Below are 20814 nucleotides of genomic sequence, written 5' to 3'. Positions count from 1 at the left end.
AAGTCTATAGATGGAGGTAGTTGACAAAAGCACTCATTAGTAGACGAGGCTCGAACAAGGGCGATCGCGTTAGATTATCCTGCCTTAAGATGAAAGCATGAATTTAAACCTTGCTGATGCCGTAACCATAGCAACAGCCGTGCGCGCGCAACAGGTAAGCGCAGTAGAAGTGGCGATCGCCACCCTCGACAGAATTACCGCACGGAATCCAGCACTGAATTGTTTCACCACCGTTACAACTGAAACAGCCTTAGCAGATGCAGCGAAGATCGACCGGGCGATCGCCTCTGGGCAAGATCCAGGCGTTCTAGCTGGCGTTCCCTTTGCGGTCAAAAATTTATTTGATATTGCTGGGATAACGACCCTAGCTGGCTCGAAAATCAATGCGGAAAATCCTCCCGCTAGCCGAGATGCTACGGCGATCGCCAAACTGAAACAAGCCGGAGCAATTTTAGTCGGGGCGCTCAATATGGATGAATACGCCTATGGTTTTGTCACGGAAAATGCTCACTACGGTGCAACCCACAACCCGCATGACACAAATCGCATTGCTGGCGGTTCTTCTGGAGGATCGGCGGCGGCGGTAGCTGGGGGAATGGTTCCCCTGACGCTGGGTTCCGATACCAACGGTTCTATTCGCGTCCCTGCGGCTTTATGCGGTGTCTACGGACTCAAACCCACCTATGGGAGATTATCGCGGGCGGGAGCGTTTTTATTTGCCAGTAGTTTCGACCACATTGGCACGTTTACCCGTTCTGTAAGAGATGTAGCGATCGCCTTTGACGTGCTGCAAGGATGGGACAGTCGCGATCCGGTTTGCACGCAACGTTCCCCTGTAGAGACGTTACATGTAACGTCTCTACAACCGGACAATATTGATGGGTTACGCATTGCCATTGCTGAAGATTATTTTCGGACAGGTGCAGAACCGGAAGCTTTAGCTGTTGTGGAACGAGTCGCCCAAGTTTTAGGCGCGACGCAATACGTTACTATCCCAGAAGCGCACCGTGCTAGGGCAGCGGCTTTTATAATTACAGCGTGTGAAGGGGCAAATCTGCATTTAGCAAACTTGCGATCGCGTCTTGAAGACTTCGATCCGGCTACCCGCGATCGTTTTTTGGCTGGGGCGATGATTCCTGCGAGTTGGTATATTCAGGCGCAGAGATTTAGACGGTGGTTTCGCGATCGCGTCCGCGCAATTTTTCAACACGTCGATTTGATTCTAGCCCCTACAACACCATGTGTTGCACCATTCATCGGACAACAAACAATTCAGTTAGATGGGCGGGAAATTTTAGTTCGTCCCCATTTGGGATTGTTTACTCAGCCGCTATCTTTTATTGGTTTACCTGTTTTATCCGTGCCAATCGCGCGATCGAATGGTTTACCTTTGGGGGTGCAGTTGATTGCCGCACCTTACAATGAGGGGAAAATTTTACAGGTGGCTGCAATGTTGGAGGCTGAGGGTGTTATTGCTGCATCTGTTGTTGATTAATACTAATTATTTATTATCAATTACCAACATTTACGTGCAAATATAACTATGACTAACCCAGTATTGCAAATTCCAATTATTGATTTGCAAACATTTGCAACAGGAGATGAATTAGAAAGACAAACTATAGTCGATCGCGTTTATCAAGCTTGTCATGAAATTGGATTTTTATATATTAAAAATTCAGGTATTTCTTCTCATTTAATCCAACAGCTATTTACACACTCTCAGCATTTTTTTAATCTTCCGTTGGAAGCAAAAAACCAAATAGCGTGGTTAGATGAATCTCACAACAGTGGTTATGTAGGTATAGAAAGGGAACGCCTCAATCCAAAACAGCCAGGAGATTTAAAAGAAGCATTAAATCTAAATTTAAAATCCATTGCTCAAAACCCAGACTTTAGTACTGAATTTCATAGTTGTGTATTGAATTTCTGGGAAGCTTGTGTACAAATAACGGATATAATTCTACAAACTTTTGCGATGGCATTACAAATTCCAGAAGACTTTTTTATTGCCAATCATAATGCACAAGCTCATACTCTGAGATTACTACACTACCCCCTATTAGAACAACCTCCAAAACAAGGACAGGTAAGGGCGGGAGAACATGCTGATTACGGTAGTATTACTTTGTTATTTCAAGATGATATTGGCGGATTAGAAGTACAAACGAAAAATGGAGAATGGATCGCAGCTCCAGCGATTCCTGATACGATAATTGTAAATACTGGAGATTTAATGCAACGATGGACAAATCATGTTTTTTGTTCTACCAAACATCGGGTAGCGATTCCAACAGATGAAAAAATGAAGCGATCGCGTTATTCAATAGCTTTTTTCTGCCATCCTAACGATGATACTGAGGTTGCTTGTCTTCCTGGTTGTTGTACGGATCGAGTAGCAATGTATCCTTCTATTTCTGCCAAAGATTACTTGATTAGCCGCTTGCAGGCAACTTATTAAAAATAAAATCAGTATATCTACTGTTTTAATATAACTAATAATTAATACAAAATCGAAGATGATAGTAGATTCTATGAGTTAAGTTAAACAATGAAATGTGGTGTTTACCAAATTACTAATACTGTAAATAATAAATCTTACATAGGTCAATCTAGAAATATACAAAAACGCTGGAGGCAGCATACTAGAGGTTTAGATCGAGCTTCTGCTTTAGATAGTGGTAGTTATCCACTGCGAGCAGCTTTCTTAAAGTATGGGTTGAGGACAGTAGTTTCTAAGGCAGGTAGAATAGGAGTATTTGAATTCAATATAATTGAGGAATGTCAAGAAAAGCAATTATTAGAAAGAGAACAGTTTTGGATTAAAAAACTTAATCCTGAGTATAATTGTAATACTTGGACTCCTGCAAAATCTCAGAGACAAGAAAAAACCAAGTCAAAATTTTGGATTCAATATCATAATTACGACAAGCTAGGATATTTGCCAGCAGAAACACTGCTTGACTATGATGAATATGAGTATGAAAGTGCATTATCCTGCGTATCAACAAATAAAAGAGCCATCCTTAATGCAGAAGGAGATACGATCTTTCTAATAGTTGGAATAGGTAAAAATCCTAAATTGTATTATTTATGGTCTAAAATTGTGGTTGAAGAAGTAGAAGTAATTGATGAGGCAGAAGAACATTACTATCATGCCTTTGGTAACGGCTATCTCCTTGAACAACCTCAGCTTCTCAACTCTACAGCATTTAATAAATTTAAAGAGTTTTGTGGAAACTTTGGTTTTGGCTTGATGTCAGTAGATAGTTCTCCATACTTAGATACGCTTCAAAGTATAGCAAAAACCAAGAAACCTCAAACTCCTAAAATTAACTTTTTCCAATACATAGAAAAATTTTATAATCAAGTATCTCAAACTAATTCAAAAATAGATATCTCTAACAGATTAATCAGTAGAACATTAGGAGCTTCTTTGTATCCAGACAATGTCCTATTTTATTTAGCAGGTATACACAATACTCTAGTTGTTTTTGAACCAAATAATATCGTAATAGACTATAAAGGAAAAATTTTGTTACACACTTTAGATTTCTATGAAATAACATCAAATAAAAACGATTGCGAAGTTGTAAGACTACTTGAAAAACTGAGGAAAAACTGTTTTGAAATCCTATTCTCATTTGAACTAGATGAAAAGACATTTCCAGCTCATGCTATCCAAGGATGGGCTACTGTTGAGAAGGTTTTCAAGTATGATTCTGTTAGTTTTGCAGCTGATAAAGAGGCTCATGGTTTGGGTGATAATCTAGCTGAATATCAAGCTGAATGCAGCATGGATAGACAAGAGGCTTGGGGTATTCGTTTAAGTAACCCAGTTTATTTGGAAGAACCTGTATGTGACGTTTTACCACCTGATAATGTATTCAGCGGAGATATTTGGTTTCCGCAAAACTCACAGCACATAGAAGCCTTCAAGATTGCTTTTCAAAGCAAAATATTTAATGAGACTGATTAATTAATAGAAACTAATACCCTACAGCAGCACCATCACTTCTTGGATCGGCAGCACCGTATTTTATATTAGTTTCAGCGTCGATTAAAATCGCCCCAGCGTGTCCCATCACATCTGTATAATCTTCAACAACTTTAACAGAGTGACCGCGATCGCTTAATTCTCGAACAATATCTGCTGAAACTCTGCCTTCAATTTTAAGTTCGTTGGTAGCGACTCCCCAAGTACGTCCTTGCAACCATCGCGGTGCAGAAATTGCATCTTCGACATTAAAACCAAAATCGACAATTCGAGTTGCGATCGCAGCTTGAGTTTGAGGTTGTCCTTCTCCTCCCATCGTACCGTAGACTAAATACGGTTTGCCGTTTTGAAATAACATGGCAGGGTTTAACGTGTGAAAAGTACGTTTTTTAGGTTGCAAACAATTTACATGTTGCGGATCTAAGGAGAAAAAACACCCTCGATTTTGTAATAAAATCCCCGTATCACCTGCAACTATACCCGAACCAAATTCGTAGTAAATACTTTGAATTAAAGAGACAGCGTTACCATCTTTATCTACAACTCCCAGCCAAATTGTATCGCCTTTTGGATCGAGAGGTTGTACTTGGTTAGCGGCTTGCTGCAAGTTAATCTGTGCTGCTAGTTCTTTACCACGTTCTGAAGATAATAGCCAATCTAAAGGCATATTTACAAAGTCAGGATCGCTCACATATTTATCGCGATCGCTAAATGCTTGTTTGGTTGCTTCTACAATCAAATGATAGTAATCTGCCGTTCCTTCTCCTAGTTTGCGTAAATCGAAATTATTTAAGATATTTAAAATCGATAAAGAGGCAATTCCTTGAGTGTTGGGTGGTAAGTTATAAGCAATATAATCGCGATAATTGACTGAAATTGGTTCTACCCAGTTAGCAGTATGTTCCGCAAAATCTTGCAGAGTTAAAATTCCCCCGTTCTCTTGTAAATCTGCAACGATATTTTGGGCAATTTCCCCTTGATAAAACTCGGCTGCACCTTGAGAGGCGATCGCTGCTAAACTTTGAGCTAAGTGCGATTGTTTAAATATTTCACCTGTTTGATAAATTGTTCCATCAGATTTCAAATAGATTTGACGAAAACCAGAAAATCTTTGTAAATTAAAAAATTCTTTATCTACATCAATACTTGTTTGAGTCCAGCTTGCTTGATTTTGAGAAGTTGGGAAACCATTCTCAGAAAACTTAATTGCAGAAGCAAAAAGTTGCTGCCAAGGCAAAGAATTATTTATGCTTGCTTGAGCGTATTTATATGCTAAATCCCAGCCGGATACTGCTCCAGGTACGGTATTTGCAGCTAAATAACCTCTAAAAGGAATTCTGTCATAACCTAGAGACTGATAGAGATCGATTGTTGCCTTTTCCCCCGCTCGACCGCTAGCATTCAAACCTTTTAATTCTCGTTTTTTGATATTATAAATCAACCAAAAATTATCGCCACCCAAACTATTCATATGGGGATAAACCACCGTCAAGGTAGCAGCAGCAGCGATCGCAGCATCAACGGCATTTCCCCCTTGCTGAAGTATTTCTAAACCCGCTTGGGAAGCTAGGTAGTGAGGGGTTGTGACTATACCATTAGTAGAAATGGCTGCTTTGTTTGTCAAATGAGACATAGCTATTTTTAGGTGAAAAAAGTACGAATCGCGTTGACTCTTGAGTTTCCCTACTGTCTTCTGTGCTGAGTCACCATTTATATATTACAGGTATATATTACAGGGTATAAACTATACCTTATAAGGTTAAAAAACTTGATTGTAGGGAATCGCTTTTAACATTCCAGGGGAAATGCGATCGCAACTATGCTAAAAGAATCTATAATAATTTCTCCCAAATAGGAATTTTACCTATGTCAGTCACACTAGAGCAAGACTTAAAGGAAATTTTAGCTAAGCTTGACCAGAAATTAGATGGTCTACAAAAAGATGTTGTCGATCTAAAAGTAGGGCAAACCGAAATTAAAGGAGAAATTAAAGCTCTGGGTGAGAGAATAAATGGACTAGATGAACAAGTTAAGAACCAAGATTTTATCAATAGAATGGTAACAACTTTTTGCTGCTATGTTTATGATGCCTAATCAAAACCGTTAAAGTTTACAATCGTCAGGATTAGTTATCATCAGGACTAGCACTAGGAATAGGCTCGGAATTTATCGGACTCGGTGCGGTGTTATCGAGGCTGGGAAGCGGTTCGGGAGGAGGAGGGTTCAAAATCCTCTGCCACTCGCCTATCTGCGCTTGAGCGGCTCCGTAGGCGCTGCTGCTGCGCGGAATTTTACGGGCTATGTCAATCCCTGCTTGCGGGTTGTATGTCCCTTGGTCTTGCGCCAACCGCAACAAGCGATCGCCCCAGTTATTAATGGCTGGATTCACATCCAATCGTAAGGAATTGCTGTTAGGAACCCGATCCGCCAGCCGAATTGCTTGTGCCAATGCATCGGGAGTATTCTGCAAAGCAACTTGCTGGGCTTCGCGCCAATCTTGTTCCGCCTGAAGTTGAGTTTGCCATTCCTTAACTTCTGCCTGCGCTGTGGCATGTAGCGCCCGTCCCGCACCAATTTGCCCAGCAGCAGCGATCGCCGCTGGTAGATTGCCATTATTTGCCAAGTCTCGCGCTTGGTCTAAGAATGGCTGGTCTTCAATCGTTTGGATCTGGCGCGTCCAGTTGCGAATTCGCTTACGGGCTTCGCCATAAAGCGCGCGTCCTTCACCAATTTTACTCGCTTCATCAACTGCTGCTTGTAAAGCGACGACATCGCCTTCAACCACTATCTCGTCGGCACGGTTAAGGTAAGGTTGGTCTTCAAATGTTTGTATCCGTCGCCGCCAGCCGTCAATTTCTCGCTTGGCTTCAGCAGCACGGGGATTCGAGTCTGGAATCATCAAAGCTTCAGCGATCGCTGCATTTAAATCGGCAACTGCCCCTGGTTGAGCTAAGCTGCGTGCTTTGGCTAGATGCTGCACATCTTCAATTTCAAGTTGCCAACGGGCGATCGTATCTTGAGCTTTATAGTAAAGCGGTCGGTCTAGTCCAATTTTTTGCGCTTCGGCAATTGCCGCTTCTATGCTAGAAACAGTACCGACAAAAGCACTCCGATGTGCCTCAGCTAGGACGGTAAAATCTTGGACTTCTGTTTCTAATTTGGCAACAGCAGGAATTTGATTGGCAATTTCAACCGCTTTGTCTACATCTCTTTTATCTAAAGTTTCCTGGGCTAAATCGAGCATTTTGCGCCCGATATCGGGAATCATTGCTTGAGCTTTCTGATAAAAATAGCTACCTGCTTCAATTGCTTGAATTTGCTGTATAGCAGCTAGAAAATCGTCGGCTCTGCCTCGATTGACCAAATTTTGAATTTTCTCCAATCTTCCGCCATCTTCTCTGGCGGTGGCGATCGCATATTTTAATTCTTCGTATTTGGTATTTGCCCAATAGTTGTTACCGACATTGAGCAAACGTACCGCTGCCATCGAAGCCCGATACCAGTTTTCTTTCGGGATCTGGGACTCGGCTTCAGCATAAATTTTTTCTGCTTCCGCCCAAATCGATTTCCACTTTTCAATTTGCGTTGGGACGGTGGAGGCTGTAGAGACATCTGACGGAATATCGGAGGCGATCGCGATCGCCTCCGATAGCTGTCCGGCTTGAAACTTTTCTTCTGCTAAGGCGAGTAAATCTTGCGACCACTCTGCTAAACCCCGTTCGATTTCTTGACTTAAAGGATGATTTTGTGGTAGAGGCTTTACTAAGGCGATCGCTGCCATTAAATCTGGTACAGTTCGTTTTGCCGCTGCAACTTGAGCGCAATGCAACCGCACCGTCCCTGAAGCCAGAGGCCAAAAAATTGCCGGACAATTAGGTGCAGATGGTAACTTAAATAACATCGTCATGGCGACGATCGCCACTCCATTAGCCCCCAACGCTGCCAGAGCTGCCCAAAGCATCCAGTGTTTCCACCACCGCTTGCGTCCGACACTAGGCGGCTCTCCCGATGGAGGTACGCTAGACCACAACTTACCGTCTGTAGCTGATGAAGGGGAAACGCTACCAGATTGGGACGAGTTCGATGGTGATTGTGGCATGACTTCTGAATTGTGCCTTTGCTGGGACAGGTATTGAGACAGCTCGCGATCCGTTGGATATTGAGAAGCAGAGTCTACAGAATGTTGGGTATGAGGCTGATTGCCATTGTCCTCCTTTGCTGGCGGCTGACTCACAGACCAATCCTCTGGCATACTCCGATCGCTCATGACTCGCCCCAATATCTTAAGTACTATGCTTGATTTTGCCTGCTAAGCACATTCATTGTCATCCTATATTGGTCATTGGTCATTTGTCATTGGTAGTTGGTAATGGGTAATTGGTAATGGGTAATTGGTAATGGGCAATTCGCGCCATGCACGCAATTCAGATTAATCGATCGCTCTCTACCGATCACTGGTCACTGGTCACTGGTCACTGATTAAGACTCTGCCCGTAAATCCAAAATCAACTGCTCTAACTGATTGCTGCTGGCTTTGTAAACTTGTCCGCAAAAATGACATGTGGCTTCGGCTCCGTCATCTTTGGCAATCATGTCTTGTAATTCTGCTTCGCCTAGAATTTTCAGCGCTCCTAGAACGCGCTCAAAAGAGCAACCACAGTAAAAGCGCACTAACTGAGATTCTGGAAAAATCTCCAAATTCATATCTCCTAACAGTTGCTCGAAGATTTGCGGTAAGGTCTTTCCAGCTTGGAGTAAGGGCGTGAATCCTGCTAGCTGAGCAATTCTTGATTCTAATGTTTGTACTAAAGCTTCATCGCGGGCTGCTTTGGGCAAAACTTGAATCAGCAATCCTCCTGCTGCTGTCACTCCTGTAGCGCCGACAAATACGCCTAATACTAACGCTGACGGTGTTTGTTCTGACGTAGCTAGGTAGTGAGACAAGTCGTCGCCAATCTCTCCCGATATTAGCTCTACCGTGCTGGAGTAGGGATAGCCATAGCCAACATCGCGTACGACGTAGAGATAACCCTCTGAACCCACAGCACCGCCAACATCCAATTTACCGCGATCGTTTGGTGGTAGTTCGATCGCGGGATTGCCGACGTAACCTCTTACAGTACCGTCTAAACCTGCATCGACTAAAATTCCCTCTAACGGACCATTACCTTTGACCCGAATATTGACTCGCGAATCAGGGCGTTTCATGCTAGAAGCAAATAACAACCCAGCGGACATAGTGCGTCCTAGCGCTGCCGTCGCCACGTAGGAAAGTTCATGCCGTTTTCTTGCCTCTTCAGTCAGCTTGGTGGTGATAACGCCGACAGCGCGAATTCCCCCATCGGCGGCTGTGGCACGAATTAACCGATCTGCCATGAGAAAACCTTACAATTCTTTACGAAAGCTACTCTATTTATTCTATGTTGGCGATCCGGTAAAAGGTTGAGGGGTGAAGTACGGCTTTCCTGGCTGGCGATCGCAAGTTCGTCAAATTCAAGTAGGGTTAGCATTGCCCACCCTACTACTCCCGGTCGCAATTCCGAATTCCGAATTCCGAATTCCGAATTCCGAATTCAGATAACACTTGGGGGAAAACTAAACATTTTGTTAAAATGCTGACAACAGAGGAAGCAGGAGAATCTCCAACCATGACCCAAACGCCATCCAAAAAGCAAACTGTTATTGCTCCATCCATACTATCAGCAGATTTTAGCCGTCTAGGAGCTGAGATTCAAGCGATCGATGAGGCTGGAGCTGACTGGATTCACGTTGATGTCATGGACGGTCGATTCGTGCCTAACATCACTATTGGTCCGCTGATTGTCGAAGCAATTCGCCCAGTGACTCAAAAACCTCTGGATGTCCACTTGATGATCGTAGAGCCAGAGAAGTACGTTGAAGATTTTGCCAAAGCAGGAGCCGATATTATCTCCGTTCATGCCGAGCATAATGCTTCCCCTCACCTCCACCGCACGCTCGGTCAAATTAGAGAATTAGGGAAACAAGCAGGGGTCGTACTCAATCCTTCTACACCATTAGAACTGATCGAGTACGTACTAGAACTTTGCGACTTAGTGCTAATCATGAGCGTTAACCCAGGTTTTGGTGGTCAAAGCTTTATTCCATCTGTCGTACCCAAAATCCGCAAACTGCGCCAAATGTGCGACGATCGCGGTTTAGATCCTTGGATTGAGGTTGATGGTGGCTTAAAAGGTAACAACACCTGGCAGGTGCTAGAAGCAGGCGCAAATGCGATCGTTGCTGGTTCGGCAGTATTTAAAGCTAAAGATTACGCTGAGGCGATCGCAGGCATTCGTAACAGTAAGCGTCCCGCACCTGAGTTAGCAACCGTTTAGAAAACATAGCATTTCTTTTGATTAGAATTGCAATACATTTCAATCGTAGGGGCGTACAGCGTGCGCCCCTGCTACTATATATACTTTTTGAAAGCGGTTATATCTAAATCAGTAATATATTCGGGATTGCCTGTTCTTAACTTTGTATTAATTCCATACTTGTAAGATTGAAATTGCTATTCACTGCTCGCGTTAGATCGAATTTATGAATGACCGATTAGAGCAAATCCTGATTCAACAACTTCATTTAATTACCAAGCTGCAAACCAAAACTGATGAAATTTTGAGCTGGAATACTTCAACTGAATCCGCAGCAGCTACAGCAGCTTATTTTCAAGCTTTGGAAAGCGCGGTTGATGGTTTGGAAAGTTTGTCTGAAGTTTACGAATATTTTGAAGACTGGAGTTTAGCAGAAGACGAAGTTGCAGAAGTTATTTCACCCTAAATTGTCAAAATTCTAGCAAAAGTCGAGCTAGGTCGATCGCTCTGACGCGGATAGATGCTTGTGAATCAATTTCACGACTGCATCAGCTTGCACGGGTTTGTCCAGACAGTCGGATGCACCCACAACCATCGCCCGCACGCGATCGATCAAATTGCCGCTAAAAATGACGATCGGTGTATCGCGGAACGCATTAATTTTGCGGATGCGCGTGCAAATTTCATAACCATTTAGTTTTGGCATGATGAGATCTAAAAAGATCATGTCTGGTTTTTGACTTAACAAAATTGCGAGCGCCCGCAAAGGATCTTGAATGTCTATAAACTGATATCCTGCATCCGTAATAATGTTCCGCATCACCTCGCACACTAATGGACTATCATCAATGCAGGCGATCGTCGGTTTCAGTGCTATGGGCGTAACTGGTGGTTCTAATGCAACCTCTCCAGTCGTGGGCATAGCCAGATCGGGAATGTCTATTAATTCCACCATGTCGTCCTGAAGGTAAGGTGACAAAGTGTAGGATAGCTCTAAAACCTGACGTTTCATCAGTACGGCTAAATCGCGTAGCGTCCGCCGTCCGTCTAGAAGTGTAGTCAACTGGCGGTAAGTATTAGGAGAAGTTTTTCGTTGCAATAATTCTGGATTTTTGAGGATCGGAGCTTGATTGGGACAAACATTTGTTAAGTTAGCGTGTTGCCAGTTACGCCACATTTGATAAGCTGACGCAAGTGCTTGCTCGATGTCCATGAGTAATAATTGCAACCCAGAAGAATTTTCGATCTGCACCTGATATTTGATAACTTGCCCAGTTTGCAAAATATCAAATAGCACTTCCGTGATACTACCGCGCACGATTTGCGTGACTTGCCTGCTGGTAATTTGCTCCTGTTTGAGCCATAAACTCAGAACTTGATACTCCCATGCCGAGCCAGCTAGATCGGTTGGTAATTTCAGTCGATCGATTGAAATTTGCGGGCAGTGCGTGACTATAAGCCTTTGCCACCTGCGGATGGGATGCATTCCTCCAGTAGCATATAAAACTCGACCGGAGTACAGATAAAAAGTCCACTCTTGCCCCGAAGCACTGGTGACAGATAGTCTGCCAGTCACTTGAGCTGACTTGAGCGAAAGAAACTCGGCAACAAAAATATTTGCGTTGTCGCGATCGCCATGATGTTCGTCGTGGGATGGTTCCGGTTGGCGTAACGCTGTTTGCTTTTTTAACCGCGCGGCGATCGCCCCTAATAAATCTTTTTTTGAGAACGGTTTAGTTAGGTAATCATCAGCACCTAATTCCATCCCTTGGCGCAAATGAGTTTTATCTGCTTTGGCTGAGAGAAAAATGAAAGGCATCAGTGCTGTAGTTGGTTCTTCGCGCAGCAACTTCAACACTTCATAGCCATCTAATTCCGGCATCATCACATCGCACAAAATCAGATCGGGTTTATGTTCCCAAGCCCAGTTAATGCCAACGTGACCGTTCTCTGCGGCAACGATTTCGTATCCCTCCGTCGCTAGCAGCTCGGTAATATTTTCTCTAACTGCCTGCTCGTCTTCGATGACCAGAATCTTTGTCATTTCGCTCTACCTGCGGATCTCATGCCAGTCTCAGTTATCAGTTATCAGTTATCAGTTATCAGTTATCAGCGAACAGGGTGTAAGGTGTAGGGTGTGGAGAATTGGTAGTTGGTAGTTGGTAGTTGGTCGTTTTCTCCCTTGTCTCCCCCCTCTCCCTTGTCTCCCCCCTCTCCCTTGTCTCCCCCCTCTCCCTTGTCTCCCCCCTCTCCCTTGTCTCCCTTGTCTCCCCCTCTCCCTTGTCTCCCCCCTCTCCCTTGTCTCCAACTCCCGACTTACGACTTTTCTCTTCAGCTTCCTACAGAAATGTGTTTGCCAATCATTTGCAATAACTTTTCTGTTTGTACGGGTTTTTCTAGGTAATCCGAGACTCCTGCTGCTTGCGCTTGGGCGCGGTCGATCGCATTACCACTAAGAATGACAATCGGTGTATCGCGGAAAGCTGCAATCTTACGCAGTCGCGAGCTAATTTCATAGCCATTCAAGTTAGGCATAACCAGATCTAAGAAAATTAAATCTGGCTTGCGCGTCAGCAAAGTTGAGATTGCTCGTAGAGGATCTTGAATTGTCAATACCTGATAGCCTGCGTTGGACAGCATTTGATCCATAGTTTGACAGACGAGAGGGCTGTCATCGATACAAGCAATCAGTAGCGATTTGGCTGCTGTTGATGTGGCGGGTGTAGCTGATGTCGGTGGTGTTGCAGGTTGTGCGGTGGCTGCGTGCGGTAGTGGTAGGTCAGGGAGTTGGACGAGTTCGACGATCTTGGATTGGAAGTAGGGTAAGAGAGACACAGCAACTTCGGCAGCTTGACGCTTCATCAATACTGCCAGTTCGCGCAGCGATCGCTTGCCATCGAGTACTGCTGTCAGTTGACGGTAGACAGCTGGTGAAGTTTGTTGTTGTAAAGCTTCTGGCTGTTTGACTAGGGGGGCATAGTTGGGTAGAAGCGAAGTTAGATTGCTCGATTGCCAAGCTTGCCATAGTTTTTGGGCTGGGGTGAAGACTTGCTCCCACTCTAAAGCAAGAAGTTGTAAAGGCAAGGCTTGCTCCGATTTTTGGTAATTGATTTGCCCTGCCTGCATCATGTCAAACAGGACTTCGACAACACAATCGCGCACTATTGGGGCAATGTGTTCGCGACCGATCTGTTGTTGTTTCAGTAACAAGCCGAGTAATTGATATTCCCAAGCAGGTCGAGTAAAAAGCTCGGTTGGTAAATTTAATTGAGTCAGTTGAATTTGGGGCAGTAAGTCGAGACATGCCGCTGCCAGCGCCGCGCTAAATGCATCCCTCCTGTAGCGTACAACAAGCGCCCCTGATGCAAGTAAAAGTCCCAAGACTGATCCGTGGCGCTTTTAACATTTAATTTGCCAGTAAATTGAGCCGATTGGAGTGCTGCTAGTTCCTGAGCAAATGCGTTGAAGTCTTGATATTGAGCTGGTGCAGGCGTGGAAGGCGCGTTAATTATGGGTTGAGGTGCGAGCGAAATGCGATCGCTGTTGAATAGGGAAGCCTGCAAAAGTTCTGCATATTGGACGATCGCATCCCGTCTTTTCAGCCGCGCCGCCACCGTATCTAATAGTTCGTCGGGAGTAAAGGGTTTTGTAATGTAATCGTCAGCTCCCAAGTTCATGCCATGACGGATCTCAGCTTTTTCCACCTTGGCGGAGAGAAAAACAAACGGCAGCAGTGCCGTGGTTGGTTCTTGACGCAGCGATCGCAATACTTCGTAGCCATCTAACTCCGGCAGCATCACATCGCACAAAATCAGATCGGGTTTGTGTTCGCTTGCCCAGTCCAAACCAACTTGACCGTTATCAACTCCAACAACCTCATAGCCGCCATCTTCCAAACAGTCTAGGATGTTGTCTCTAACCAAACGCTCGTCTTCTATAACTAAGATCTTTTTCATAGGTCATGCCTAAATTGTCTAAATTCAACAAATTTCTATTTGGCTCATTGTCAATAGCGGCAAACGAGCATTTTTATATAAATGACTGTCTCCATAAAACTTAAATTTGGTTTTGAGAGAGTTTCTTACTTCAGGTCTAGTTTGCCCAGTTTGGCATCGATACTTACTATCCGCAGCAAGAAGTCGATAAAATATAGACAACTCAATCGGTGAACAGCAAACACATGCCTCCTCGTTGGCCCCGTAAACCAGACCGCCGCGATCCTGCCTATCGACGTTTAGACGATCGCATGAACTTTGCTACCCACGTAGCGATTTTCGCTGCCATGAATTCCGGTCTGTGGTTCGTCCACATTCTCAAAACCACAGCTTGGGAGTGGTTGCCTTGGTTAACAGGGGGATGGGCAACTGTATTATTAGGACATTTAATTTACATTGCCGCGATCGCCAACTATTCTGAGTCAGCTGCGCCAGATACACCGCCCAAATCTACCTAGAGAGTCAGTTATCAGTTGTCAGTTATCAGCTATCAGTGAAGAGTGGTAATGGGTAATGGGTAATTGGTGAGTGAGGCAAAGAGGCTTTCTTGCAACAGGCTTTTGACTTGCGACTTATCCATTACCCTTTTCAAATAGAAGGAAGTTCAGTTTTATGGCTAAACAAAGTACTTCAGAAGTTATTGAAGCGATCGCAGCTGAAATCGGCGAAAACGTATATATAGATATTGCCAAATGGCATCTTTATCTTGCCGATGCCAAACTTCATACCCTGCTTGCCGAACAACTCTATCCCATTTTGACGGCGCGATCGCTCTCAGAAGATCGAGTCCAGCAAGTTTTACAAAATATTCCCGTTAAACTTGGGGGCGGGAAAAAAGAAATCCCCCTAATTGACTTGATACCAGCCCGAGGTCAAGCTGACTTAATGGAGATTTTGCAGAAGTATCAAGATGAAATGTAATGGGTAATGGGTAATGGGTAGTTGGTAGTTGGTAGTTGCTCCCTTGTCCCCCTTGTCCCCCTTGTCCTCCTTTTCCTCCTCAGCCCCCTCAGCTCTCTTTCCCTCCCGTACGGGCGGGTTTAGAAACCTGCCCCTACTGGCTCCCGGCTCCCCTTTTAGTCAACCGAGCCACTAAAAAATCGATTTCTGGCAATTTCATCCGAGTGGCAAGGAGGGCAAAAACTCCCATGCCTACTAACCCGGAAGCGATCGTTTGCAGCAGTAGTAAAACTAATCCCTGACTACCGAAGAAATGTTGCAAACTCCAAAGAGTCCCCCAGCTAGAGACTCCTGCGGTAAAACCACTGACAATTAAACCTAAAATTGGTAAACTCCATTGTCGCAATGGTAAACCGTGGAGTTTACGATGCAAGATACCCAAAAACAGCAGCATCGAGATCGTATTGACTCCTACTGTTGCCAGTGTAATTCCAGGGGCACCAAAAGGTTTGATGAGGATAAAATCTAGTAGAACGTTGAGGAAGATATTTAATACACCAACGCGGAAGGGCGTTTCTCCATCTCCCAAGGCGTAAAATACTCGTACCAAGACATCGCGCCCTAAGTAGACAAACATACCAATACCGTAGGCAACTAAAATTGAAGCTACGAGTTGCGAATCATCTTGTTGAAAGGCTCCGCGTTCGTAAACGATTCGGACGATTGGCATCGCTAGAGCCGCAAACAAAGCTCCTAAAGGCAGCATCGTGAGAGCCGTTAGAATCAATCCCTGGCGCAGTCGCGATTTCAAATTGTGCCACTCTAACGGATCGGCAAGCCGAGAGAGAATTGTAAATAAGGGCAGCAAAATGACATTGGAAATGATGCCCAGGGGAGTCTGAACGATCAAGTTAGCGTAGTTGAAAGCAGCAGCAGCCCCAGGAATGCCGGAAGCAAAGAAATAATCGGTGAACAGATTAATTTGTAGCATCCCAGAAGCAAAAACAGCCGGAGCCATTAACTTAACTGCTTGCTGCACGCCAGGAGAGCGAAAATCGAACCGCAGGCGCAGCGTACCGAGTCGTAACCGCCACTGTACGATTAATTGTACGATCCACTGAAATAATGCCCCTGCAAGGGTTCCCCAGGCTAAAACCTGCCCGCCAATCGCCACATAAGCAGGAGAAATTATTTGGCTTCCCACGGATAAATATAAGATTCCCAGCCCCAAAATAATTGTGATACTAGAAAGTACGGGACTGAGGGACAGCAACCAGTATTGATTGGCAGTATTGAGCGTGCCAAAACCAATTCCAATTAATCCCGATAGTAAAATCATTGGAGACATAATTCGCAATTGCTCGGCAGCGATCGCGTGGGCTGTCTGGCTCAATTGCGGACCCACCAAATAAATTAATCCATCCGCCGACAAGAACAGGGCGATGGATACGAGCAACAACACTCCGCTAACTAGAGTCGTGATGCTTTCCACTAGGGGAGCGGCTTCCTGTTTGCTACGCTTTTCTAAGATGCTGACAATCGTGGTGTGGATCGGACCATTCACACCTCCCAGCAAGATTAAAAAGAAACTAGGAATGATATAGGCATAGTTGTAGGCATTAGCAGCTATACCCGTACCGAAAGCCGCCGCGATCGCCTGTTGGCGGAACAAGGCAACTAATTTACTCAGCAGGGTTGCGATCGCCACAATCCCCGCAATTCCAGCTAAAGTTCGAGATTTCTGTTGATTGGTCACAAAAAAATAGGGAGCGCACGAGCAGGGAGCGCACGAGCAGGGACGAGCTGGGAGCAGGGACGAGCTGGGAGCAGAGGGGAAGAGGGGGAGAGGGGGAGAGGGGGAGAAGGGGAGTAATTACCAATTACCAATTACCCATTACCTATTACCCATTACCCATTACCCACACCCTACACCCCTTCTTCATGCACCACACACCACTCTTCACTACTCGCTTGCCAAATAACATTTAAACCCAGAATTCCCAATCTTTCACATCGCCAGCAGTAAAAATGTAAGTCAATGCAAAAACTTGGGAATACTAACTGTTAAGAATAACCCTTGGAGAATTCAGAATTAACTGGTCACTGGTCACTGGTCACTGGTAAAGGCGATCGCTAAATCATAGTAGGAAAATGACGGTGAAAGATTCACTGCCTAGTAACGAAATAGATAGACTTCATGCCCTACAGCGGTACGATATTCTGGATACTTCACCAGAACAGGCGTTTGACGATCTCACTCGTTTGGCTGCCCAAATTTGCCAGACTCCTACAGCACTCATTAGTTTGGTCGATGCCGAGCGCCAATGGTTTAAGTCTCAAGTTGGTTTAACTATTCCAGAAACTCCTCGTCATATTGCTTTTTGCGATCGGGCAATTGCCGAACGCCACTTACTGATCGTGCCTGATGCTTGCCAAGACGAGCGTTTTGCCGACAACCCACTGGTAACTGGAGAACCCAAAATTCGGTTTTATGCGGGCGCACCACTGGTGACATCGGACAATTTTGCTTTGGGAACTCTCTGCGCGATCGACTACGTACCTCGCGAGTTGAGTCCCCAACAATTGGAGGCTTTGGAAATTCTGGCGCGTCAGGTCATGACACAGTTGGAGCTAAGACGGAATTTCATCGATTTACAGCAGGCACATCAACAGCAGCGGCAAACTGAATTTGCCCTGCGACAGAGCCAAGAACGTTATCGAGATTTATTTGAAAATGCTAACGATTTGATTCAATCGGTTACGCCAGATGGCAGATTTATCTATGTTAACCGCGCCTGGAAAGAAGCTCTTGGCTATAGTGAAGCAGAACTTGCCGAGCTAAAAATTTACGACATTATTCATCCCGATAGCTTGTGCCACTGCCTCGAAGTCTTTGGGCGCATCATGGCTGGCGAGAAATTCGCGCAAGTTGAAACAATTTTTGTCACCAAGCAAGGCGAAAAAATTTGGGTAGAAGGTAGCATCAACTGTCAATTTGTCGAGTCTCAACCAACGGCGACTCGCGGAATTTTTCGTAATATTAGCGATCGCAAAGCTGCGGAATTAGCCCTACATGATGCTTATTGTCAGTTAGAAACCAAAGTTGCCGATCGGACTGCCGAACTGGTCAGCATCAACCAGCAACTCCACAGTGAAATGGCAGAACGTCACCGCGCTGAGGCAGAAGTCCGGCTGTTACAAAAAATCGCTCAGGCGATCGGAGATGCCCAAAACTTCCATGCTGCTCTGGGAGTGGCACTGCGTCAGATCTGCGAATTTACTGGTTGGAGTTATGGTGAGGCGTGGATACCCAGTGCAGAAAACGATATCCTTCAGAGCAGTCCTGCTTGGTATGGCAAGCATTACAACGTCACAAACTTCCGTAGTTCGAGCAAGAAATTTAAATTCTCCCCTGGCGTTGGTTTAATCGGTCATGTTTGGCGATCGCAGCAACCGCATTGGGTTCCGAGTCTAGAAGACGAGACTGAGATGGCGATCGTCCGCAGCCATTTAGCACGGGCTGCTGGTCTCAAAGCAAGTTTAGCCATTCCGATCGTCGCCGATCGCGCTGCGAACAGATCGGAAGTACTAGCTGTTATCGCCTTTTTCATGTCCGAATCTTGCACTGAGGACAAGCATCAAGTCGAGATCGTCTCAACTGTGGCTACCCAGCTAGGCGGATTAATGCAACGCAAGCGAGCAGAAGAAGGACTGCACGACAGCGAATCTCGGTATCGTGCTGTAGTCAAGCAGACTGCCGAGGGAATTTGTCTCGTCGATATCGAGACAAAACGTATTTTGGAAGCAAATGATGCTTTTGCGCGTTTCCTCGGTTATGCTCCCGAGCGACTTTTACAACTGACGCTATACGATATTTTCGCAGGCGATCGCCTGACAATCGATCGCAATGCCCAGCGCGCGCTGAGGGGAAAAAATCTATTTTTAGGAGAAGTGCCACATCACCGCAGCAATGAGAGCGTGGCTTATGCAGAAGTTCATCTCAACTCAATTTTTTATGGTGGCAAAGAAGTTTTTTGTATCGTTGCCCACGATGTCACAGAACGCCAGCAAGTACAAGAGGCACTGCGGCAGAGCGAGGAGCGGTTACAAGCAATTTTAGATAACTCTACGGCATTAATTTACGTTAAAGATTTAGAGGGCAAATATCTCACGGTCAATTCTTGGTATGGGATTCTGTTCCATTTAGATCGAACTGAGGCAATTGGTAAAACTGACTACGAGATCTTCCCGCCAGAAATTGCTGAGGTGCTGCGAACCAACGATCGCCAGGTGTTAGAGACAAAATCGGCATTGGATTGGGAAGAGGTACTACCCCACGATGACGGTTTGCATACATACCTTTCAGTTAAGTTTCCCTTATTCAATGCTGCTGGCGAACCCTACGCTGTTGGGGGTATCTCTACCGATATTACCGAGCGCAAGCGAGCAGAAGAAGCTCTCCGTTCTAGCCTTGCTACTAACCGCGCTCTGATCAATGCGATTCCCGATTTAATGTTCCGCATGAATGGCGATGGAATTTTTGTCAACTACAAAGTTTCTAAAGCAGAAGAGTTAATTGTCCCGCCAGATCGGTTTTTGGGCAGACGAATTGATGAAGTACTGCCACCAGAAATCGCTCAGCCGACGATGTATTACATTCAGCAAGCCTTAGCTACGGGAGAATTGCAAATCTTTGAATACCAACTTTACACCGAAGATGAATTGCGCGATTACGAAGCGCGAATTGTCGTGAGTGCAGAAAATGAAGTGATGGCGATCGTCCGCAACATTACCGATCGCAAGCGAACTGAAGCAGAAATGCAGCACACGCTGGCTAAAGAAAAAGAACTTAGCGAACTCAAGTCTCGCTTTGTCACCATGACTTCTCACGAATTCCGCACGCCATTAACCACTATCCTGTCTTCAGCCGAATTGATGGAAGATTTCGGCTCTCAATGGGCAGAAGAAAAGAAACTGCTGCACTTACGGCGCATTGTCACCACTGTCAAGCACATGAATCAACTTTTAGATGACGTGTTGTTAATTGGGAAAGCCGAAGCGGGAAAACTAGAGTGTAACCCAATCGAACTCGATATCGTCCAGTTCTGTCGCGAGCTAGTAGAGGAGATGCAAATGATTACCGACAGCCACACAATTCATTTAAACTCTCAATGTGAATCTAGCGAGGTGGCGTTGGATGAAAAGTTATTGCGCCATATTTTGATTAATTTATTATCAAATGCAATTAAATATTCTCCTACTAGTAGTATCGTCAGTTTCAATCTGAATGTTGATGCAAAAAAAGTTATCTTTCAGGTGCAGGATCGAGGTATTGGAATTCCTAAGATCGACAGAGAACAGTTGTTTCAGTCTTTCTATCGGGCTAGCAATGTCGGCACGATCTCCGGTACGGGTTTGGGTTTAGCTATTGTCAAAAGAGCAGTCGATTTGCACTGCGGCAATATTACTGTCGAAAGTGAAGTTGGAGTAGGAACAACTTTTATAGTTTCTCTTCCTTATGAAAGCAGTTAGGAGTCACGAAAAATTCATTTATCAAGACATGAGGGTACGAGGTATTTCATTTTGA

General features: G+C 44.8%; 18 protein-coding genes. 10 read left to right on the top strand and 8 right to left on the bottom strand.

Annotation, left to right across the window (positions count from 1 at the left end; translation table 11 throughout):
• The first annotated feature begins 97 nt into the window (after positions 1–97).
• The 3 genes from M5J74_RS27740 to M5J74_RS27730 all read left to right on the top strand — a co-directional run bounded on the left by M5J74_RS27740 (position 98) and on the right by M5J74_RS27730 (position 3979).
• On the top strand, positions 98–1495 hold the full coding sequence (locus M5J74_RS27740; protein WP_106167715.1) for an AtzE family amidohydrolase: 1398 nt from the start codon (positions 98–100) through the stop codon (positions 1493–1495).
• Between the two features lie 48 nt (positions 1496–1543).
• The gene (locus M5J74_RS27735; RefSeq protein WP_250014449.1) at positions 1544–2461 is read left to right on the top strand and encodes an isopenicillin N synthase family oxygenase; all 918 of its coding nucleotides are present in this window, start codon (positions 1544–1546) and stop codon (positions 2459–2461) included.
• A 90-nt stretch (positions 2462–2551) separates the two neighbouring features.
• Positions 2552–3979: a GIY-YIG nuclease family protein gene (locus M5J74_RS27730; protein ID WP_250014447.1), complete on the top strand. Its 1428-nt coding sequence runs from the start codon at positions 2552–2554 to the stop codon at positions 3977–3979.
• A gap of 10 nt (positions 3980–3989) precedes the next feature.
• Here M5J74_RS27730 and ggt read toward each other — a convergent pair whose 3' ends face one another.
• Entirely contained in the window at positions 3990–5630 is a 1641-nt protein-coding gene (gene ggt / locus M5J74_RS27725; RefSeq protein ID WP_250014445.1) for a gamma-glutamyltransferase, read from the bottom strand.
• 233 nt (positions 5631–5863) lie between these two features.
• On the opposite strand from ggt, the gene M5J74_RS27720 reads away from it, so the two are divergent.
• Entirely contained in the window at positions 5864–6091 is a 228-nt protein-coding gene (locus M5J74_RS27720) for a hemolysin XhlA family protein (RefSeq protein ID WP_250014443.1), read from the top strand.
• A 31-nt stretch (positions 6092–6122) separates the two neighbouring features.
• On the opposite strand, the gene M5J74_RS27715 is transcribed toward M5J74_RS27720, so the two are convergent.
• Both M5J74_RS27715 and hslO read right to left on the bottom strand, forming a co-directional pair.
• A complete protein-coding gene (locus tag M5J74_RS27715) occupies positions 6123–8264 on the bottom strand; it encodes a chromosome segregation ATPase (RefSeq protein WP_250014441.1) in 2142 nt (713 codons plus the stop codon).
• Positions 8265–8476: 212 nt separating this feature from the next.
• Positions 8477–9373: an Hsp33 family molecular chaperone HslO gene (hslO, locus tag M5J74_RS27710; protein WP_015157098.1), complete on the bottom strand. Its 897-nt coding sequence runs from the start codon at positions 9371–9373 to the stop codon at positions 8477–8479.
• Positions 9374–9446: 73 nt separating this feature from the next.
• On the opposite strand from hslO, the gene M5J74_RS32955 reads away from it, so the two are divergent.
• From M5J74_RS32955 to M5J74_RS27700, 3 genes are all read left to right on the top strand, one after another.
• Entirely contained in the window at positions 9447–9578 is a 132-nt protein-coding gene (locus M5J74_RS32955) for a hypothetical protein (RefSeq protein WP_256498639.1), read from the top strand.
• Positions 9579–9645: 67 nt separating this feature from the next.
• Positions 9646–10353: a ribulose-phosphate 3-epimerase gene (gene rpe / locus M5J74_RS27705; RefSeq protein ID WP_041463527.1), complete on the top strand. Its 708-nt coding sequence runs from the start codon at positions 9646–9648 to the stop codon at positions 10351–10353.
• A 205-nt stretch (positions 10354–10558) separates the two neighbouring features.
• A complete protein-coding gene (locus tag M5J74_RS27700) occupies positions 10559–10798 on the top strand; it encodes a hypothetical protein (RefSeq protein WP_250014439.1) in 240 nt (79 codons plus the stop codon).
• Positions 10799–10825: 27 nt separating this feature from the next.
• Here the strand turns inward: M5J74_RS27700 and M5J74_RS27695 are convergent, their stop codons facing one another.
• Genes M5J74_RS27695 through M5J74_RS27680 form a run of 4 tightly spaced genes read right to left on the bottom strand, consistent with a single transcriptional unit; the run spans position 10826 to position 14288 of the window.
• Positions 10826–12376, bottom strand: a complete 1551-nt coding sequence (locus M5J74_RS27695; RefSeq protein WP_250014437.1) for a response regulator — start codon at positions 12374–12376, stop codon at positions 10826–10828.
• Positions 12377–12427: 51 nt separating this feature from the next.
• Positions 12428–12640: a hypothetical protein gene (locus M5J74_RS27690; RefSeq protein ID WP_250014435.1), complete on the bottom strand. Its 213-nt coding sequence runs from the start codon at positions 12638–12640 to the stop codon at positions 12428–12430.
• A gap of 23 nt (positions 12641–12663) precedes the next feature.
• Positions 12664–13713 carry a response regulator gene (locus M5J74_RS27685; RefSeq protein WP_250014433.1) on the bottom strand — a complete coding sequence of 350 codons (1050 nt, stop codon included), beginning with the start codon at positions 13711–13713 and terminating at the stop codon, positions 12664–12666.
• On the bottom strand, positions 13605–14288 hold the full coding sequence (locus M5J74_RS27680) for a response regulator transcription factor (protein WP_250014432.1): 684 nt from the start codon (positions 14286–14288) through the stop codon (positions 13605–13607). Before M5J74_RS27680 ends, M5J74_RS27685 begins: the two co-directional genes overlap by 109 nt.
• Positions 14289–14512: 224 nt before the next feature.
• On the opposite strand from M5J74_RS27680, the gene M5J74_RS27675 reads away from it, so the two are divergent.
• Together M5J74_RS27675 and M5J74_RS27670 are read left to right on the top strand one after the other, a co-directional pair.
• On the top strand, positions 14513–14785 hold the full coding sequence (locus M5J74_RS27675) for a 2TM domain-containing protein (protein ID WP_015157092.1): 273 nt from the start codon (positions 14513–14515) through the stop codon (positions 14783–14785).
• Positions 14786–14939: 154 nt separating this feature from the next.
• A complete protein-coding gene (locus tag M5J74_RS27670) occupies positions 14940–15248 on the top strand; it encodes a DUF3181 family protein (protein ID WP_015157091.1) in 309 nt (102 codons plus the stop codon).
• 133 nt (positions 15249–15381) lie between these two features.
• Here the strand turns inward: M5J74_RS27670 and murJ are convergent, their stop codons facing one another.
• Positions 15382–16983, bottom strand: a complete 1602-nt coding sequence (gene murJ / locus M5J74_RS27665) for a murein biosynthesis integral membrane protein MurJ (RefSeq protein ID WP_015157090.1) — start codon at positions 16981–16983, stop codon at positions 15382–15384.
• Between the two features lie 401 nt (positions 16984–17384).
• Here murJ and M5J74_RS27660 point away from each other — a divergent pair, with 401 nt between their 5' ends.
• Positions 17385–20759, top strand: a complete 3375-nt coding sequence (locus tag M5J74_RS27660) for a PAS domain S-box protein (protein WP_250014431.1) — start codon at positions 17385–17387, stop codon at positions 20757–20759.
• The last annotated feature ends 55 nt before the right edge of the window (positions 20760–20814 follow it).

Origin of the sequence: Chroococcidiopsis sp. CCNUC1, from assembly GCF_023546805.1 — a bacterium.
Classification (GTDB): domain Bacteria; phylum Cyanobacteriota; class Cyanobacteriia; order Cyanobacteriales; family Chroococcidiopsidaceae; genus Chroococcidiopsis; species Chroococcidiopsis thermalis.
The sequence above is the reverse complement of the archived record's forward strand: the minus strand, read 5'-3'. Positions and strand labels throughout refer to the sequence as shown.

Bases quoted from the DNA above. Each gene is read 5' to 3' on its own strand.
- M5J74_RS27740 (WP_106167715.1), top strand. From the start codon at position 98: ATGAATTTAAACCTTGCTGATGCCGTAACCATAGCAACAGCCGTGCGC.
- M5J74_RS27735 (WP_250014449.1), top strand. From the start codon at position 1,544: ATGACTAACCCAGTATTGCAAATTCCAATTATTGATTTGCAAACATTT.
- M5J74_RS27730 (WP_250014447.1), top strand. From the start codon at position 2,552: ATGAAATGTGGTGTTTACCAAATTACTAATACTGTAAATAATAAATCT.
- ggt (WP_250014445.1), bottom strand. From the start codon at position 5,630: ATGTCTCATTTGACAAACAAAGCAGCCATTTCTACTAATGGTATAGTC.
- M5J74_RS27720 (WP_250014443.1), top strand. From the start codon at position 5,864: ATGTCAGTCACACTAGAGCAAGACTTAAAGGAAATTTTAGCTAAGCTT.
- M5J74_RS27715 (WP_250014441.1), bottom strand. From the start codon at position 8,264: ATGAGCGATCGGAGTATGCCAGAGGATTGGTCTGTGAGTCAGCCGCCA.
- hslO (WP_015157098.1), bottom strand. From the start codon at position 9,373: ATGGCAGATCGGTTAATTCGTGCCACAGCCGCCGATGGGGGAATTCGC.
- rpe (WP_041463527.1), top strand. From the start codon at position 9,646: ATGACCCAAACGCCATCCAAAAAGCAAACTGTTATTGCTCCATCCATA.
- M5J74_RS27700 (WP_250014439.1), top strand. From the start codon at position 10,559: ATGAATGACCGATTAGAGCAAATCCTGATTCAACAACTTCATTTAATT.
- M5J74_RS27695 (WP_250014437.1), bottom strand. From the start codon at position 12,376: ATGACAAAGATTCTGGTCATCGAAGACGAGCAGGCAGTTAGAGAAAAT.
- M5J74_RS27680 (WP_250014432.1), bottom strand. From the start codon at position 14,288: ATGAAAAAGATCTTAGTTATAGAAGACGAGCGTTTGGTTAGAGACAAC.
- M5J74_RS27675 (WP_015157092.1), top strand. From the start codon at position 14,513: ATGCCTCCTCGTTGGCCCCGTAAACCAGACCGCCGCGATCCTGCCTAT.
- M5J74_RS27670 (WP_015157091.1), top strand. From the start codon at position 14,940: ATGGCTAAACAAAGTACTTCAGAAGTTATTGAAGCGATCGCAGCTGAA.